Below are 14,361 nucleotides of genomic sequence, written 5' to 3' on the forward strand. Positions count from 1 at the left end.
CCGACCCGACCCGACTGTCTGGCGAGGTGCCTGTCTCCGCCGCCTATCCCGCCAGCGCGGCGCGATACGCGGCGGACGCCCACGGCACCGCCAACTCGCTCGGCAGCGCCCCCCGCTCGGCCGCCCGGCGCAACACGTCGACGACGCCCCGCAGGTGGCGGACCCGCTCGCCGCCCTCGCCGAGGGTGCTCACCAGATCGCCGTCGAGCAGCCGGGGCTCCGGCGCGGTCCGCAACGCGTCCAGCAGCGCGGTGAACGGCGCCGTACGGGCCAGCGGCGCGATCAGCGGCACGCCCGCCGGGTCGACCCGGTGGGCGAGCAGGTTCTCCAGCAGCCCCAGCCGCCCCGGCACCCGACGGGTCACCACATCCCCGGGCAGGCGCAACCTGTCGGTCGGGTACTCCAGCACCGCCTGCCCCGCCGTGCCGGTCACCACCACCTCACCCGCGACGAACTCCTCGGCGGCCAGGGTCGCCGCCACCAGCACCGGCGGCCCGGCGCGGAACAGGACCCGCAGCACGGCGGTGTCCTCCACCTCGATCGGCCGGACCCGGTAGCGTTCCACCTCGATCGCGACCGGCCAGGGCGTCGCCCCGGCGAGCGCCTCGGCGATCGCCAGGCACTGCATCACCGCGTGCGCGAACGGATTGGCGAGCGCGCCGTCCAACACCGGCCGGCCGTCCAGACTCCGTCGGCCGGCCCAGGGGGAGCGGGTGTAGTAGGCGTCCGGCCGTTGCCAGGCGGCGATGGTGGAGATGCCGGTGACCGTGCCCAGTCGGCCTGCGGCCAGCGCGTCGGTCAGCGCGGTGAGGGCGGCCGAGCCGAGCGCCTGGAAGCCGACCTGGGCCACCCGGCCGGCGGCGGTGAGCGCCCAGGTCAACTCCTCGTGTTCGGCCAGCGACAGCACCGGCGGCTTCTCCAGCAGCAGGTCCGCGCCGGTGGCCAGGGCGTCGCGGGCGATCGCCAGGTGGGTGTGCGGCGGCGTGCAGATCACCACCACCTCCGGCCGGGTGGCGGCGAGCATCGCCCGGTGGTCGGTGAACACCGCCACCCCGGGCGGCACCGGGGCGGCGCGGTCGTCCTCCACCGGCCGTACGTCGACCAGGGCGACCAGCCGCAGCCGACCCGCGGCGTGCAGGGGCGCGATCACCCGTCGGTGCCAGCGACCGTGGCCGTTCGCCCCGATCACCGCCACCCGGGTCGGCGGCGTGGCCCCGTTCACCGTCGCCCGGCCCTCGTCGACCCGCTCACCGGGCACCGGCCAGGGTGGCCTCGACGCCGTGCCGTTCCAACGAGGTCAGCCAGGCGATCACGTCGGCGCGGACCTCGTCGTCCTCGGCCACCTCCACCGGGATGACCTCGCGCAGCGCGAAGACCGCGTCGACCGCACCCGTCGGGCTCCGCGGTCCAGCGTCCAGCGCGGCCCGGATCGGACCGGCCAGTGGGTCCTGGAACGGCAGCGGCCGGCCATCGTCGGCGTACCCCAGCGCGAAGCGCAACCAGGACGCCACGACGAGCGCGCCCCAGCGCGCGGACCGCCCGCCCGCGCGCAGGTCGGCGATGGTGTGCAGGACGCGCTGCGGCAGCTTCTGCGAGCCGTCGAGGGCCACCTGCAGGGTGCGGTGGTGGATCGCCGGGTTGCCGAACCGGGCGAGGGCCTGCTCGCCGTAGTCGACCACCCGGACCCCGTCCGGCGGGGTGAAGCTGGCCGCCACGTCCTCGGCGATCAGCCGGCGCAGCACGTCACGCAGGTGCGGGATCTCCAGCGCGTCGGCGATCGTCTCCCGACCGGCCAACGCCCCGAGGTACGCGATGGCCGAGTGCACCCCGTTGAGAGCACGCAGCTTCAACCGCTCCCACGGGCCGGCGTCGTCGGTGAGCACCGCCCCGGCGAACTCCCAGCCCGGTCGTCCACCGGGGAAGTCGTCCTCGATCACCCACTGCGCGTACGGCTCGGCGGCCACCGCCGCCAGGTCGGTCACGCCGAGCGCCAGCCGGGCCGCCTCGATCGTCTCCGGCGTGCTGGCCGGCACGATCCGGTCCACCATGGTGCCCGGGCAGGTGACGTTGCCGGCCACCCACTCGACCAGCCCGGCGGGCACACCGCCGGCCCGGCCGACCGCCTGGTCGAGCATGCCGCGCAGCCGCCGACCGTTGGCCGGCAGGTTGTCGCAGCTCACCAGGGCCACCGGCCCGGCGTCCGCGGCGGCCCGGGCGGCCAGCCCCCGCAGCAGCAGCCCCGGCACCGTGCTCGGGGGTCGGCCGCCGGCCAGGTCCGCGGCGAGCGCCGAGTCCGGGGACAGTTGGCCGGTCACCGGGTCGAGTTGGTACGCCTTCTCGGTGACGGTCAGGGTCACCACGCGGACCCCCGGGTCGGCGAGCAGCGCCACCACGGCGTCCGGGTCGCTGGGTGCGTGCCGCACTCCGCTCAGCGCGCCGACGACCCGGGTGGCGCTGCCGGCGGCGGAGAGGGCGCTGACGCTGAACAGGTTGTCCTGCGCGGCGATCGCCTCGACCACTGCGGTGCTGCGCGGGGCGACGGCCACGATGCCCCAGTCACCGCCGGCCGCGCCGACCGCCGCCTCGGTGTAGACGGCCTGGTGGGCCCGATGGAACGCGCCCAACCCCAGGTGCACGACGCCGGTCGGCACGGTGCCCGGCCGGATCAGCGGACGGGCCTCGGCGGGCAGCCGGCGCAGCATGCCCAGGCCGAGCCGGGAGGCCCCGACGGTCACCGCCATGCCGGACCGTCCGGGAAGCGGAACTCGGCGATCGACGCGGGCTTCATGGTGGCGCTGTAACCGGGCCGCTCGGGCAACAGGTAGCGGCCACCGCGGGTCCGCACCGGATCGACGAAGTGTTCGTGCAGGTGGTCGACGTACTCGATCATCCGACCGTCCAGCCCGGTGGCCACCCGCAGGTAGTCGAAGATCGCCAGGTGCTGGACGTACTCGCAGAGGCCCACGCCGCCGGCGTGCGGGCAGACCGGCACGCCGAACTTCGCCGCCAGCAGCAGCTCGGCCAGGACCTCGTTGACGCCACCGACCCGGCAGGCGTCGACCTGCATCACGCCGATCGCCTCGGCCTGGAGCAACTGTTTGAAGATCACCCGGTTGGCGGCCACCTCACCGGTGGCCACCCGGCAGCGGCCGGCGGTCAACTCGTGCACCGCGCGGGCGATCCGGGCGTGCCCGAGGATGTCGTCGGCGTGGGTGGGCTCCTCGATCCAGTACGGGTCCACCTCGGCCAGCGCCGCCATCGCGGTGATCGCCTCGTCGACGTCCCAGACCTGGTTGGCGTCCATCATCAACAGCGCGTCCGGGCCGATCTCCTCCCGGATGATCCGGGCCCGCCGCAGATCGTCGGCGAGCGGCCCGCCGACCTTCATCTTCATCGCCCGCCAGCCGTCGGCGTACGCCTGTCGGGTCAGCGCCCGCACCTTGTCGTCGGGGTAGCCGAGCCACCCGACCGAGGTGGTGTACGAAGGGAAACCGTCACGTTCGAGCGTCGCCAGCCGGTCGGCCTGGCCGTCGCGCCCCTTGTCCAGGATCGCCGCCGCCTCGTCCGGGGTGAGCGCGTCGCTGATGTGCCGGAAGTCGACGCTGGCCACGAGGTCGTCGGTGGGCAGCTCGGCGAGGAAGCGCCACATCGGCTTGCCGGCCAGGGTTGCCCGCAGGTCCCACACCGCGTTGACCAGCGCGCCGGTCGCCATGTGGATGACGCCCTTCTCCGGGCCCAGCCAACGCAGCTGCACGTCGGCGCTCAGCGAGCGCCAGAACGCGACAGGCTCGGCCGTGATCTCCTCGATGGTGCGCCCCCGCACGTGGTGGGCCAGGGCACGGACCGCGGCGCAGGTGATCTCGTTGCCCCGGCCGTTGGTGAAGGTGAACCCGGCGCCGACCGGGCCGGCGTCGGTGCCCAGCTCCACGTACGTCGCCGAGTAGTCACCCCTGTTGATCGCGTCGGAGCCGTCGCCCCGGGCGGCTGTCGGGAACCGCACGTCGTGCACCTCGACGGAGGTGATGGTGACGGTCATTGAGCCTGTCCTCCGAAGTTGAAGACCCGCTTGGGCAGCCGGTACGCCAGGTCGACGACGGTCTCGGCGGCCTCGTCCAGTGGCAACCGGTGCTCGGCGACCAGCCGGGCCAGGAACCCGGCGTCCACCCGCCGGGCCACGTCGTGGCGTACCGGGATGGAGCAGAACGCCCTGGTGTCGTCGACGAACCCGGTGGTGTTGTAGAAGCCGGCGGTCTCGGTGACCGTCTCCCGGAAGCGGCGCAGCACCTCCGGCGAGTCCAGGAACCACCAGGGCGCGCCGAGCAGCACCGCGGCGTACCCACCCGCGAGGGGCGCCAGCTCGCGGGTGAAGGTGTCCTCGTCGAGGGTGTAGAGCACCAGCCGCAGCCGGCTGTCGTTGCCGTAGCGCTCCAGCAGTGGGGCGAGCGCGTGCACGTACTCGGTGGCCTGCGGGATGTCGCCGCCGACGTCGCGGCCGTGCCGGGCGTGCAACCACCGGTTGTGGTTGCGCACCGCGCCGGGGTGCAGCTGCATGACCAGGCCGTCGTCGAGTGACATCCGGGCGAACTCCACGAGCATGTGCGCCCGGAACGCCTCCGCGTCGGCGGCGTCGGCCTCGCCGCGCCGGCCCCGGTCGTAGAGCCGCTCGGCCTCGGCCGGGGTCAGGTCCAGGGTCCGCGCGGTGGGGTGGCCGTGGTCGGAGGAGGTCGCGCCGGCGGCGATGAACGCGGCACGTCGGGCCCGCAGCGCGGCCAGGTAGCCGGTGTACGTCCCGGTGTCCTCGCCGGCCCGGTCGCCGAGACGGTCCACGTTCGCCGACCAGCCCTCGAACTCCATGTCCACCACGTCGTCCGGGCGGAACGTGGTGACCACCCGGCCGCCCGGCCCGCCCCACCCGTCGGCGGCGAGCTTGGCGTGTTGCGCGAGGTCGTCCAGCGGCGACTCGGTGGTCGCCAGGACCTCGATGCCGAACCGCTCGAACAGCGCCCGGGGCCGGAAGTCCGGCTCGGCGAGCCGGGCCGCGATCTCGTCGTAGAGGGCGTCGGCGGTGCTCGGGCCGAGCGGGGTGTGCACCCCGAACACGGTGCGGAAGGTCTGCTCCAGCCAGAGTCGCGACGGGGTGCCCCGGAACAGGTGCCAGTGCGCGGCGAAGCGCCGCCAGACCACCCGGCCGTCGGTCTCCACCGGGCTGCCGTCGCGCGTGGGCACCCCCAGATCCGCCGGGGGTACGCCCTGACTGAACAGCATCCGCGTCAGGTAGTGGTCGGGCACGATGAGCAGTTGCGCCGGGTCGGGAAAGGGGCGGTCCTCGGCGAGCAGGGCCGGGTCGACGTGCCCGTGCGGCGAGATGATGGGTTGCTCCGCCGCCAGGGCGTACAGCTCCCGGGCCAGCGCGCGTTGGCTCGGTTCGGGTGGCAGGAGCAGGTCGGTGTGGTCGAACGTGGGCACGGGGTGGGGCTCCTCGTCTCCTGTGTCAGCGGGGGGTGAGCAGGTCGGCGACGCGGACGGGTTGACCGGTCTCGAAGGACCGGTTGGCGGCCAGGCCGGTGAGCAGGGCCAACGCGCCGTCGTCGGCGGTCGCGGCGCGGCCCAACGGATCGGGTTGACCGCCGAGGAGCACCCCGGTCATCCGGGCGTCCGCGCCGCCGTGCCCGTGCCGACTGCGGCCCTCCACCGGGATCTGCCGGGGCGGGGCCCAGAACGGGCGCAGGGTCAGCGTCGCACCTCCGCCCTCGGCCGGCGCCTCGGCACCGTGCAGGGCGGCGCCCTTGACCGCGCCGGCGGTGCCCCGGTCGACGAAGTCGTTCTCGGCCACGTCCAGCTCCAGTCGGCCCCGGCTGCCGTTGACCATCACCCGGTAGCCCTCCCAGGGCGCGTACGCGGTGAGGTGGTAGGTCATCGTGGCGCCTGTGGAGTAGCGGGCCAGCACCGCCATGTCGTCCTCGATGCTCACCCCGGGCGCGAAGACGTTGCGGTCGCGCTGGTAGCCGTCCTCGGCCTCGGCGTCGAGGTACAACTCGCGCAGCCGAGGGTGCGCGTCCAGCCGCAGCGCGAACGGGTCGTCGGCGGCGGCGGGGGAGCCGTGCGCCCGGTCGTAGTCGCGGGCGTAGCCGTGCCGGCGGCCGTCCGCGCCGTAGAAAAAGAGTCGGCCGGCCGCGTACACCTCGACGGGTGTCGCGGCCAGCCACCAGTTGACCAGGTCGAAGTGGTGGCTGGCCTTGTGCACCATCAGCCCACCGGAGCTGGCCTTGTCGCGGTGCCAGCGGCGGAAGTAGTCGGCGCCGTGGCGGACGTCGAGCAGCCACTCGAAGTGCACCGAGCCGATCTCGCCGACCGCGCCCTCGGCGAGCAGCCGGCGAACCTGTTCGTGCAGCGGGTTGTAGCGGTAGTTGAAGGCGACAGTGACCCGGCCGCCGGTCTCGGTCACCGTGTCCAGGATGCGCCGGCAGCGTGCCGCGTCCACTGTCATCGGCTTCTCGGTGACGACCTCGCGGCCGGCGCGTAGCGCGGTCACCACGTACTCGTCGTGGGTGACGTCCACGCTGGTGACCAGGACGACGTCGACGCGCTCGGCGGCCAGCATGGCCTTGAAGTCACCGGCCGGGTACGTCGGCACCGGGCGATGACCCAGCTCGCCCAGCCAGCGGTTGTGCGCGTTCATCCGGGCCTGGTTGGTGTCGGCGAAGGCCACCAGCTCGGTGGTGTCGGCGTGGTCGAGCACCAGCGCCCGGACGAACATCTCGGCCCGCGCGCCGGTGCCCACGACGGCGTAGCGGACCCGTCCGGCGGATCTGGGTGACATGCGGTCGCCTCCCGGCGGTGCTGCAAAGGTTTGCAATGAAGTAATCACGATCGATCCAATCGCGTCAACGACACCATCGGGATCGGCGTCATATGTCAGCTTTTGGGGCGTGGATGATCACCAAGGGGAATGTTGGCGCAACGAAGCCGTAACCATTGACCGTTGACACTGGCACAACCGTTTGCATTAATGGGCCACACCTGCGTGACCGCCACCACATCGGACGAAGGGGCCGCCGTGCCAGTCACCATCCGGGACGTCGCCCGGGCGTCCGGTGTGCACATCTCCACCGTGTCCCGCACCTTCTCCGCCCCGCACCTGGTCAACCCGGAGACCCGGGTCCGGGTGCTGGCGTGCGCGGAGGATCTGGGCTATCGGCCGAACCGCGCCGCCCGAGCCCTGATCACCGGACGGACGCACAACATCGGGCTGATCATCGCGGACATCGCGAACCCGTTCTTCCCGCCGCTGATCAAGGCGGCGGAGGGTCAGGCCCGACACCGCGACTACCACGTCTTCGTCGCCGATACCAACGAGGACCCGACCGCCGAGGAAGAGCTGGTCCACGCGCTGGCCAAACAGGTCGACGGGGTGCTGTTGTGCAGCCCTCGGATGAGCAACAGCCTGATCGAGCAGCTCAGCCGCGAGGTGCCACTGGTCGTGGTGAACCGCCAGGTGACCGGCCTGCCCTGCGTGCTGATGGACGTCGGGCAGGGCGCCCGCTCGGCGATCGAGCACCTGGTCGGCCTGGGGCACCGCAGCATCGCGCTGCTCGGTGGCCCGCGCAGCTCGTGGACCAACCGGGAGATGCGCCGGGCCGCCGGCGCGGCCGCCCGAGCCGGCGGCGCGGAACTGACAGTGCTCGGCCCCAACGCCCCCACCGAGGTCGGCGGCTCCGCCGTCGCCGAGCAGGTGCGACGCAGCGGTGTGTCGGCAGTGCTCGCCTACAACGACCTGATGGCGATCGGCCTGATCGAGGGGCTGGACGCGCTCGGGGTCCGGGTGCCGCAGGAGGTGAGCGTCGTCGGGGTCGACGACATCACCCTGAGTCGGCTGACCCGCCCCAAACTGACGACGGTGGCCACACCCACCGGGGCCGCCGGCCGGACGGCCGTCGACATGCTGCTGCAACAGGACATCGAGTCACCGCGCAACGCGCGGGGGTCCGGTGCCGGCACGGCGCTCGGCGTCCGTCGTACCACCGCACAGGTAATGCTCCAGACCGACCTGGTCATCCGCGACTCGACCGGCCCGGGCCCGTACGCCCGACCGGCACGTCCCCTGGCCGCACCGCGTGGCCCGGGCCCGCATTGCCCTGCGGACCCGGGCATCCCGACTGCGGCCACCGGTGACGCCGTCGCCTCCTAATGCCGAGGAGTGAGCGCACATGCACCCCGCAACGCCCCCCACCACTGACGCGCCCGTCGGGCGCGCCCACCGTACCCCGCTGCCTCGGCGGCGCCTGCTCCGTGGCCTGCTCGCCGTGACGGTCGCCGCACCGCTGATGCTCGGTGCCGCCGCCTGCGGAGACGACGGCAAAGCCGCCGATCCGAACGCGCCGGTCAAGCTCTCCATCTTCTGGTGGGGCGGCGATGCCCGGGCCAAGCTGACCGAGGACGCCCTCGCGCTCTACACCAAGAAGCACCCGAACGTGACCTTCGAGACGACCTGGCAGGCCAACCAGGGCTACTTCGACAAGCTGGCCACGCTCACCGCCGGCGGCAACCCGCCGGACCTGTTCCAGATCGACGACAACTACCTCGCCGAGTACGCGGCCCGCAACACCACGCTCGACCTGACCTCCTACCAGGAGTCCGGAAAGCTGGACACCTCCAAGTTCCCCAAGAGCCTCTGGCAGTACGGCGTCGTCGACGGCAAGCTCGCCGGCCTGGCCGCCGGGGAGAACACCCAGGGCCTGGTCTACAACAAGACGCTGCTGACCAAGCACAACCTGCCCGAGCCGACCACCGGGATGAGCTGGGAGCAGCACATCGCCTGGGCCGAGCAGGTCACCGCCAAGACCAAGGTGCCCGGCACCCAGGACCCGAGCGCCGACTACAAGGCGCTCTGGGTCTGGCTGCGCCAACAGGGCAAGGACCTCTACCAGGGCAAGGAGTTGGGCTTCACCGCCGAGGACGTGACCAAGTGGTTCGACCTGTGGAAGGGCGCCCGGGACCGCAAGGCCACCCCGACCGCGGACGTCATCCACGAGGGCAACTCCAGCGACGTCACCAAGCAGCTGGTGGTCACCGGCAAGTCGGCGACCTCGTGGGTCTGGGCCAACCAGATGCCGGACCTGAAGAAGAACACCAAGGACGAGCTGGGCGTGATCGCCTACCCCGGTGACCCCAGCGCGCAGTGGGCCCGGGCCTCGATGTACTGGTCGGTGTTCAAGGGCAGCAAGAACAAGGACGTCGCGATCGATGTGATCAATTTCCTGAACAACGACGTGGAGGCGGTCAAGCTGCTCGGCACCGACCGCGGCCTGCCGTCCAACCTGGACCTGCGCCGGGTGGTCAGCGACGACACCACCGACCCGGCCATGAAGCAGTCCATCGCCGTCGAGGCAGAGCTGACCCAGAAGTTCGGCGAGTCGCCGCAGGTGCCGATCAAGGGGCACAGCAAGGTGAAGTCCGAGCTGATCAAGGCCGCCGAGAACGCGCAGTACGGCCGGGCCACCCCCGCCGAGGCCGCCGCCCAGTTCGTCGAGGCGTGCAAGTCCGCCATCGCCTGACGCCGCCAGGCGAGGAGAGGAGCTGTTCGTGGCGTTGACCACGGCGCCCGACCCGACCCGACGTGGCCCCGGATCCGCCCGGACCCACGCCGACAGGCGTGGGCCCGGACGCCTCCGGCACAGCGAAGGTCTGGCGGGGTACGTCTTCCTGTCGCCGTGGCTCATCGGCCTGATGGGTGTCACGGCAATCCCCATGCTGCTGTCGCTCTACCTGAGCTTCACCAACTACGACATCCTCACCCCCTTCTCCGAGGTGGAGTGGGTGGGGCTGGCCAACTACGAGCGGATGTTCACCGCCGACCCGTCGTACTGGCACGCGGTACGGGTGACAGTGACCTTCGCGCTGATCGCCGTACCGCTGAAGCTGGCCGCGGCGCTCGGCGTGGCGCTGTTGCTCAACCGCGCCTGGCGCGGCGTCGGGCTGTTCCGCGGGCTGTTCTACCTGCCGTCCCTGCTCGGCGGCAGCGTGGCGCTGGCCATCGTCTGGGTCAACATGTTCAACCGTGACGGCGCGTTCAACTCGCTGCTGAGCCTCTTCGGCATCACCGGCAAACCGTGGGTCAACGACCCCGACTGGGCCCTCGAAACACTCATGGTGCTGGCCATCTGGCAGTTCGGCGCGCCGATGGTGATCTTCCTGGCCGGGCTCAAGCAGGTGCCCACCGAGCTGTACGAGGCCGCGTCGGTCGACGGAGCCGGTCGGTACCGCCAGTTCCGCAACGTCACCCTGCCGATGCTCTCCCCGGTCATCTTCTTCAACCTGGTGCTGGAGACCATCAACGGCTTCCAGGGCTTCACCGCCGCGTTCGTGCTCAGCAACGGCACCGGCGGCCCGGTCGACTCCACCCTGATGTACACGCTGAACCTCTACATCACCGGCTTCACCGAGCTCAACATGGGCTACGCCTCGGCGATGGCCTGGGTCTTCCTGCTCGCCATCGCGGTCATCACCGCGATCTTCTTCAGCACCGGACGGTTCTGGGTGCACTACTCCGACGGGGAGGACCGGTGATGGTGACGGGAACCCCGACGACCACCGCGCCGACCACTGCGCCGCCGAACGCGCGCAGACGGCCCGGCGGACGGCCCCTGCTGCGACTGCTGATCCTGGTGGCGATCGTCGCCGTGGTGCTCTACCCGCTGATCTGGATGGTGGGCACCTCGTTCAAGTCCCAGGAGGAGATCGTCAACAACGTCGGGCTGCTGCCCGAGCGGTTCAGCCCGGGCAACTACACCGCCGGGTGGTCCAACTTCGACGTCAGCTTCGGCCGGTTCTTCCTCAACAGCACGATGGTCAGCCTGCTCACCGTCGTCGGCAACGGGCTCTCCTGCCTGCTGGCCGCGTACGCCTTCGCCCGGCTGCGGTTCCGGCTGCGCGGCATGTGGTTCGCCGTCATGATCGGCACGCTGCTGCTGCCCCAGCACGTGCTGATCGTTCCGCAGTACATCCTGTTCCGCACCCTCGGGCTGGTCGGCGGCGAATGGCCCTACCTGCCGCTGCTCATCCCGCAGTTCCTGGCCACCGAGGCGTTCTTCGTCTTCCTCATGGTCCAGTTCATGCGCGGCGTCCCCCGGGAGCTGGACGAGGCGGCCCGCATCGACGGCGCCGGCCCGTTCGGCATCTTCCGGCACATCATCCTGCCGCTGAGCCGTCCGGCGCTGGTCACCACGGCGATCTTCTCGTTCATCTGGACCTGGAACGACTTCTTCCGCCAGTTGGTCTTCCTGTCCCAACTGGAGGACTACACGGTCCCGGTCGCACTGACCCTTTTCATCGACTCGACGAGCCAGAGCGCGGTCGGCCCGATGTTCGCCATGTCGGTGCTGTCGCTGCTGCCGGTCTTCCTGTTCTTCGTCGCGTTCCAGCGGATGCTCGTCGAGGGGATCAACACCAGTGGCATCAAGGGCTGAACCGGCATCAACGGCCGAACCGACCGACACCGGCGGGCGGCGCGACTGGCGCGACGTCGCCCGCGACGCCGCCGACCTCGCGCTGCTCGGCATCCTGCTGACCCTCGCGGCGGTGCCCCTGCTCACCGCCGCCGCGGCGGCCGGCACGGCCAGTGCGGCGGTGCACGACTGGACGCGTACCGGCAGCTGGCCGTCGGCGCGCACGACCGTACGCCGGTTCGGCCGCTCGGTGCTGCCCGGTGTGCCGGTCAGCCTGCTCGCGCTCGCCGCCGCGGCGCTGCTCGCCGCCGACCTGGCGGCGCTGGCCACCGGCCGGGTGCCGGGCGGCCCGGCGGCGCTGCTGGTGACGGCGCTGATCGCGGCCAGCCTGGCCGGGTACGCCGGGCTGGTCGTCGTCGAGGTGGGCGGCAACGGGGGCGGGCGGTGGCGGGCCTCGGCCCGGTCCGCCGCCCGCGCCTGCCTCGACGCGCCGACCCGCTGGGCCGCGCTCACCGGGGTCGTCGCGCTGGCCGGGTTGCTCGCCGTCCTGGTCACCCCGGTCGCGGTGCCGATCCTCGCCGGCTACACCGTGGCCGCCCTGCACGCCGTCACCGTCCGCCGGTCGTTGGCGACGGGGACCGCACCGAGCCCGGAGTTGCCGTGAAATCCGATCGTCCGGGCCGGGCCGCCGAGCCCGGCCCGGCCACGCCGAGCGAGGCGCCGGTCCGGCTCGTGCTCGGCGGGACCGAGGTGGCCGAGTACGTGCTGGACCCGGCGCTGGACGCGCGGCACGGGCCTCGGCCGTACCTGCACCCGGTCCGCACCCTCGCCGGCACGGTGGTGACCGACGCGCTCCCCGCCGACCACGTGTGGCACCTCGGCGCGTCCCTGGCGGTGCAGGACGTCGATGGCAGCAACCTCTGGGGCGGGCGTACCTACGTCCGCGACGTCGGCTACACCTGGCGCGACGACCATGGCGTCATCGCGCACACCGGCGAGGTCGAACGGTCCCCGGGCCGGTACGCGCACGATCTCCAGTGGCGCGACCGGGCCGGCGGGGTGCTGCTGACCGAACGGCGGGGGCTGGCCGCGTCGGTGGTCGCGCCGGACACCTGGCGGCTCGACGTGGATTCCGTCCTCACCGCCCCGGCCGACCGGGAGGTGCGCCTGGGCAGCCCGGCCACCAACGGCCGCCCGGGCGGGGCCGGCTACGGCGGGTTCTTCTGGCGGGCCGCCGACGGCAGGGAACCGGCGGTGTTCACCGCCGACACCGCCGGGGAGGAGACGGTCAACGGCAGTGCCGCGCCGTGGCTCGCGCTGACCGGCGTCGGGTCGGGTGGCGGGGCGTACACCCTGGTCTTTGCCGGTCTGGGCCAGGACGACAGGTGGTTCGTGCGGACCGGAATGTATCCGGGGGTCGGTGTGGCGTTCGCGTTCGACCGGCCGGCGGTGGTGCCGGCCGGTGGGAGTCGGCACGGCCGGTACCGGGTGTGGGTGACCGACAGAACCCTCGACCGCGACGCCGCAGCCGCCCTGGTGGCGTGAACCCCGCCCGAACCCGCTCAGGTTGATCATGAAGTTATTGCCACGACACGCCGCGCAGAGTGGCAATAACTTCATGATCAACGGGGCGGGCGGGGGGGGTGGGTGGCCGACGTCAGCGGGCTGGTAGGGCGGCGGTTACCCGGATGGCCTTGACTATCGCTGGGATCGAGCCGATCAACAGCACCAGCCCCCAGATGATCGCGATGATCGCGAAGACCAGCGCCGCCACGTCGTCGACGATGCTGACCAGGATCACCGGCACCAGGTTGTGCAGGAACTCCAGCACGACGGTGCACAGCAGGGTGGTGAGGATCAGCAGCACGAGGCCCTTGTTCTGCAGGAAGCGCGGCTGGGCCAGCACCAGCATCCCGGCCCACACCAGCTTGAGCAGCAGCACCAGCCCGAGCAGCGCCGCCGCCTCGCCGACCGGGAAGAACCCCCACAGCGCCAGGTACGCCAGGGTGCCGAACGGGACGGCCAGGAACAGCGACACCATGATGGACAGCTCCACGAACGCGACGACAAGCGCGACCAGCCCGACGATGATCAGGATGATCGAGAAGATCAGGCTGGCGACGCCCTGCACCCGACCCTGGACCCGCTCGGGCAGCAGCAGGCCCAGGCAGAACAGCCCGGTGCTCCAGACCGCCACCGCGTCGACCAACGCCAGGTAGCCGGTGCCCCGGCCGGACGGTTCGCTGACCCCGGACACGTCGTCGATCTCCACGTCCAGCGCGCCGGCGCTGTCCGCGAGGGCCGCACCGGCGTCGGCGCCGCCGAGCAGCAGCCCGGCGCCCAGCTCCACCCCGATCGCCAGGACGATGGCGAGCATGGCCATCAGCAGGAACGGCTTGCGAAGGTCACCCACGGCGGCACCTTCCTCTCGATCCAGTTCGGGTCAGGACGTGGCCACGACGACCGTGCAGGCGCCCAGCCCGGGGCAGACCAGGCCCACCTCGGTGGCCTGGTCGACGGCGATCTTCGCCACCGCGCCTGTGCCGTCCGCCGCCGGCTCGACCTCGTCGCGGATGGTGAGGTCGGCGTCGCCGGGCGCCGGGGCGACGACCGTGAACCGTGCCGCGCTGCGCAGCACCAGGGTGCGCAGCCCGCCGGGGTCCGCGACCCGCACCGCGCAGCTGCCGGAGAACTCCAGCCGGCCCGCCTCGTCGGCGCAGTCGGCGCTGACCGTCGCCGGATCCACAGCGGAACGCTCGCCGCCCAGCGCGCCCAACCGGTCGACCAGCCCGTGCCGGGCCCCCGGATCACCCTGGTCGTCGCGGCCCGCGCCGACCGCGACCACGAACAGCGCCACCAGCAGGACGGCGAAGAGCCCCAGCAGCGCCTTCTGCCGACCGCTCATCGCGCCACGCCA

The 14,361-nt window shown here is 72.2% G+C and carries 13 protein-coding genes; 6 read left to right on the forward strand and 7 right to left on the reverse strand.

The features are described 5' to 3' along the window. Positions 1 to 43 precede the first annotated feature (43 nt). Genes ACLQ3B_RS13865 through ACLQ3B_RS13885 form a run of 5 tightly spaced genes read right to left on the reverse strand, consistent with a single transcriptional unit; the run spans position 44 to position 6,820 of the window. A complete protein-coding gene (locus ACLQ3B_RS13865; protein WP_425780756.1) occupies positions 44 to 1,258 on the reverse strand; it encodes a Gfo/Idh/MocA family protein in 1,215 nt (404 codons plus the stop codon). Then, positions 1,248 to 2,741 (reverse strand): mannitol dehydrogenase family protein, encoded by a 1,494-nt coding sequence (locus tag ACLQ3B_RS13870; protein WP_425780758.1) that lies wholly within the window; start codon positions 2,739 to 2,741, stop codon positions 1,248 to 1,250. Before ACLQ3B_RS13870 ends, ACLQ3B_RS13865 begins: the two co-directional genes overlap by 11 nt. Continuing rightward, positions 2,732 to 4,036 carry an enolase C-terminal domain-like protein gene (locus tag ACLQ3B_RS13875; RefSeq protein WP_425780759.1) on the reverse strand — a complete coding sequence of 435 codons (1,305 nt, stop codon included), beginning with the start codon at positions 4,034 to 4,036 and terminating at the stop codon, positions 2,732 to 2,734. Before ACLQ3B_RS13875 ends, ACLQ3B_RS13870 begins: the two co-directional genes overlap by 10 nt. Then, positions 4,033 to 5,466, reverse strand: coding sequence for a glucuronate isomerase (gene uxaC, locus ACLQ3B_RS13880; RefSeq protein ID WP_425780761.1), 1,434 nt, complete (start codon positions 5,464 to 5,466; stop codon positions 4,033 to 4,035). Before uxaC ends, ACLQ3B_RS13875 begins: the two co-directional genes overlap by 4 nt. A gap of 25 nt (positions 5,467 to 5,491) precedes the next feature. Beyond that, entirely contained in the window at positions 5,492 to 6,820 is a 1,329-nt protein-coding gene (locus ACLQ3B_RS13885) for a Gfo/Idh/MocA family protein (RefSeq protein WP_425780763.1), read from the reverse strand. A gap of 237 nt (positions 6,821 to 7,057) precedes the next feature. Here ACLQ3B_RS13885 and ACLQ3B_RS13890 point away from each other — a divergent pair, with 237 nt between their 5' ends. From ACLQ3B_RS13890 to ACLQ3B_RS13915, 6 genes are read left to right on the forward strand one after another with little or no spacing between them, the layout of a single operon-like run. Beyond that, positions 7,058 to 8,188, forward strand: coding sequence for a LacI family DNA-binding transcriptional regulator (locus ACLQ3B_RS13890; protein ID WP_425780765.1), 1,131 nt, complete (start codon positions 7,058 to 7,060; stop codon positions 8,186 to 8,188). Between the two features lie 19 nt (positions 8,189 to 8,207). Continuing rightward, positions 8,208 to 9,554, forward strand: a complete 1,347-nt coding sequence (locus tag ACLQ3B_RS13895; protein ID WP_425780766.1) for an ABC transporter substrate-binding protein — start codon at positions 8,208 to 8,210, stop codon at positions 9,552 to 9,554. Positions 9,555 to 9,582: 28 nt separating this feature from the next. Further along, entirely contained in the window at positions 9,583 to 10,566 is a 984-nt protein-coding gene (locus ACLQ3B_RS13900) for a carbohydrate ABC transporter permease (RefSeq protein ID WP_425780767.1), read from the forward strand. Next, on the forward strand, positions 10,566 to 11,465 hold the full coding sequence (locus ACLQ3B_RS13905) for a carbohydrate ABC transporter permease (protein ID WP_425780769.1): 900 nt from the start codon (positions 10,566 to 10,568) through the stop codon (positions 11,463 to 11,465). The genes ACLQ3B_RS13900 and ACLQ3B_RS13905 overlap by 1 nt, the downstream gene beginning before the upstream one ends. Further along, a complete protein-coding gene (locus tag ACLQ3B_RS13910) occupies positions 11,449 to 12,108 on the forward strand; it encodes a hypothetical protein (RefSeq protein WP_425780770.1) in 660 nt (219 codons plus the stop codon). Before ACLQ3B_RS13905 ends, ACLQ3B_RS13910 begins: the two co-directional genes overlap by 17 nt. After that, on the forward strand, positions 12,105 to 12,989 hold the full coding sequence (locus tag ACLQ3B_RS13915; protein WP_425780771.1) for a PmoA family protein: 885 nt from the start codon (positions 12,105 to 12,107) through the stop codon (positions 12,987 to 12,989). Before ACLQ3B_RS13910 ends, ACLQ3B_RS13915 begins: the two co-directional genes overlap by 4 nt. Before the next feature lie 112 nt (positions 12,990 to 13,101). Here the strand turns inward: ACLQ3B_RS13915 and ACLQ3B_RS13920 are convergent, their stop codons facing one another. Both ACLQ3B_RS13920 and ACLQ3B_RS13925 read right to left on the reverse strand, forming a co-directional pair. After that, a complete protein-coding gene (locus ACLQ3B_RS13920) occupies positions 13,102 to 13,857 on the reverse strand; it encodes a hypothetical protein (protein ID WP_425780772.1) in 756 nt (251 codons plus the stop codon). Between the two features lie 30 nt (positions 13,858 to 13,887). Then, the gene (locus tag ACLQ3B_RS13925) at positions 13,888 to 14,349 is read right to left on the reverse strand and encodes a hypothetical protein (RefSeq protein ID WP_425780773.1); all 462 of its coding nucleotides are present in this window, start codon (positions 14,347 to 14,349) and stop codon (positions 13,888 to 13,890) included. Positions 14,350 to 14,361 lie beyond the last annotated feature (12 nt).

The organism is Micromonospora sp. DT53, assembly GCF_049841535.1.
In the GTDB taxonomy this organism is placed as follows: Bacteria; Actinomycetota; Actinomycetes; order Mycobacteriales; family Micromonosporaceae; genus Micromonospora.

What these genes read in the sequence shown, in the direction of transcription:
- ACLQ3B_RS13870 (WP_425780758.1), bottom strand. Translation starts at nt 2,741, where the DNA reads ATGGCGGTGACCGTCGGGGCCTCCCGGCTCGGCCTGGGCATGCTGCGC.
- ACLQ3B_RS13875 (WP_425780759.1), bottom strand. Translation starts at nt 4,036, where the DNA reads ATGACCGTCACCATCACCTCCGTCGAGGTGCACGACGTGCGGTTCCCG.
- ACLQ3B_RS13885 (WP_425780763.1), bottom strand. Translation starts at nt 6,820, where the DNA reads ATGTCACCCAGATCCGCCGGACGGGTCCGCTACGCCGTCGTGGGCACC.
- ACLQ3B_RS13895 (WP_425780766.1), top strand. Translation starts at nt 8,208, where the DNA reads ATGCACCCCGCAACGCCCCCCACCACTGACGCGCCCGTCGGGCGCGCC.
- ACLQ3B_RS13905 (WP_425780769.1), top strand. Translation starts at nt 10,566, where the DNA reads ATGGTGACGGGAACCCCGACGACCACCGCGCCGACCACTGCGCCGCCG.
- ACLQ3B_RS13925 (WP_425780773.1), bottom strand. Translation starts at nt 14,349, where the DNA reads ATGAGCGGTCGGCAGAAGGCGCTGCTGGGGCTCTTCGCCGTCCTGCTG.